Here is a 2943-nt window from a genome sequence, read left to right on the forward strand (position 1 = left end):
TCTTTGAGTCCACAAAACCCCTTGGGTGTTGTATGGTTAAGCCTCACGGGCAATTAGTACAGGTTAGCTCAATGCCTCGCAGCACTTACACACCCTGCCTATCAACGTCGTAGTCTACGACAACCCTTTAGGACACTTATAGTGCCAGGGAAAACTCATCTCAAGGCTCGCTTCCCGCTTAGATGCTTTCAGCGGTTATCGATTCCGAACTTAGCTACCGGGCAATGCCATTGGCATGACAACCCGAACACCAGAGGTTCGTCCACTCCGGTCCTCTCGTACTAGGAGCAGCCCCTTTCAATTTTCCAACGCCCACGGCAGATAGGGACCGAACTGTCTCACGACGTTCTAAACCCAGCTCGCGTACCACTTTAAATGGCGAACAGCCATACCCTTGGGACCGACTTCAGCCCCAGGATGTGATGAGCCGACATCGAGGTGCCAAACACCGCCGTCGATATGAACTCTTGGGCGGTATCAGCCTGTTATCCCCGGAGTACCTTTTATCCGTTGAGCGATGGCCCTTCCATTCAGAACCACCGGATCACTATGACCTGCTTTCGCACCTGCTCGAATTGTCATTCTCGCAGTCAAGCGGGCTTATGCCATTGCACTAACCACACGATGTCCAACCGTGTTTAGCCCACCTTCGTGCTCCTCCGTTACTCTTTGGGAGGAGACCGCCCCAGTCAAACTACCCACCAGGCACTGTCCGTAATCCCGATTCAGGGACCAACGTTAGAACATCAAAACTACAAGGGTGGTATTTCAAGGACGACTCCATCACATCTAGCGACGCAATTTCATAGTCTCCCACCTATCCTACACATGTAGGTTCAATGTTCAGTGCCAAGCTGTAGTAAAGGTTCACGGGGTCTTTCCGTCTAGCCGCGGGTACACTGCATCTTCACAGCGATTTCAATTTCACTGAGTCTCGGGTGGAGACAGCGTGGCCATCATTACGCCATTCGTGCAGGTCGGAACTTACCCGACAAGGAATTTCGCTACCTTAGGACCGTTATAGTTACGGCCGCCGTTTACCGGGGCTTCGATCAAGAGCTTCGACCGAAGTCTAACCCCATCAATTAACCTTCCGGCACCGGGCAGGCGTCACACCGTATACGTCATCTTACGATTTTGCACAGTGCTGTGTTTTTAATAAACAGTTGCAGCCACCTGGTATCTGCGACTCTCGTCTGCTCCATCCGCAAGGGACTTCACTGATAAGAGCGTACCTTCTCCCGAAGTTACGGTACCATTTTGCCTAGTTCCTTCACCCGAGTTCTCTCAAGCGCCTTGGTATTCTCTACCCGACCACCTGTGTCGGTTTGGGGTACGATTCCTTACAATCTGAAGCTTAGAGGCTTTTCCTGGAAGCATGGCATCAATGACTTCACTACCGTAGTAGCTCGACATCGTATCTCAGCGTTAATGAAAGTCCGGATTTACCTAAACTTTCCGCCTACGTACTTGAACCTGGACAACCGTCGCCAGGCCCACCTAGCCTTCTCCGTCCCCCCATCGCAATTGTAAGAAGTACGGGAATATTAACCCGTTTCCCATCGACTACGCCTTTCGGCCTCGCCTTAGGAGTCGACTTACCCTGCCCCGATTAACGTTGGACAGGAACCCTTGGTCTTCCGGCGAGGGAGTTTTTCACTCCCTTTATCGTTACTCATGTCAGCATTCGCACTTCTGATACCTCCAGCAGCCCTTACAGACCACCTTCAACGGCTTACAGAACGCTCCCCTACCCCACATACCCTAAGGTACGTAGCCGCAGCTTCGGTGTATAGCTTAGCCCCGTTACATCTTCCGCGCAGGCCGACTCGACCAGTGAGCTATTACGCTTTCTTTAAATGATGGCTGCTTCTAAGCCAACATCCTGGCTGTCTGAGCCTTCCCACATCGTTTCCCACTTAGCTATACTTTGGGACCTTAGCTGGCGGTCTGGGTTGTTTCCCTCTCCACGACGGACGTTAGCACCCGCCGTGTGTCTCCCGGATAGTACTTACTGGTATTCGGAGTTTGCAAAGGGTTGGTAAGTCGGGATGACCCCCTAGCCTTAACAGTGCTCTACCCCCAGTAGTATTCGTCCGAGGCGCTACCTAAATAGCTTTCGGGGAGAACCAGCTATCTCCAGGTTTGATTGGCCTTTCACCCCTAGCCACAAGTCATCCGCTAATTTTTCAACATTAGTCGGTTCGGTCCTCCAGTTGATGTTACTCAACCTTCAACCTGCCCATGGCTAGATCACCTGGTTTCGGGTCTAATCCTAGCAACTGTACGCCCAGTTAAGACTCGGTTTCCCTACGGCTCCCCTAAACGGTTAACCTTGCTACTAAAATTAAGTCGCTGACCCATTATACAAAAGGTACGCAGTCACACCACGAAGGTGCTCCTACTGCTTGTACGTACACGGTTTCAGGTTCTATTTCACTCCCCTCACAGGGGTTCTTTTCGCCTTTCCCTCACGGTACTGGTTCACTATCGGTCAGTCAGTAGTATTTAGCCTTGGAGGATGGTCCCCCCATATTCAGACAGGATATCACGTGTCCCGCCCTACTCGTTTTCACTGATTATGATGTGTCGGTTACGGGGCTATCACCCTTTATTGCGAGACTTTCCAGACTCTTCACCTGCATCATTAAAAGCTTAAGGGCTAATCCAATTTCGCTCGCCGCTACTTTCGGAATCTCGGTTGATTTCTCTTCCTCGGGGTACTTAGATGTTTCAGTTCCCCCGGTTTGCCTCCTGTTGCTATGTATTCACAACAGGATACTTACTTATGTAAGTGGGTTTCCCCATTCAGGAATCCCAGACTCAAAAGGTTATTACTACCTAATCTGGGCTTATCGCAAGTTATTACGCCTTTCATCGCCTCTGACTGCCAAGGCATCCACCGTGTACGCTTAGTCACTTAACCATACAACCCGAAAGGGT

The 2943-nt window shown here is 50.9% G+C and carries 1 rRNA gene; it reads right to left on the reverse strand.

The window, feature by feature from the left end:
• Window positions 1-32 precede the first annotated feature (32 nt).
• Window positions 33-2926: ribosomal RNA gene (locus AB4653_RS03545) — 23S ribosomal RNA — on the reverse strand.
• Between the last annotated feature and the right edge of the window lie 17 nt (window positions 2927-2943).

This window comes from Vibrio sp. 10N.222.48.A3 (assembly GCF_041475345.1).
Lineage (GTDB): Bacteria > Pseudomonadota > Gammaproteobacteria > Enterobacterales > Vibrionaceae > Vibrio > Vibrio tasmaniensis_A.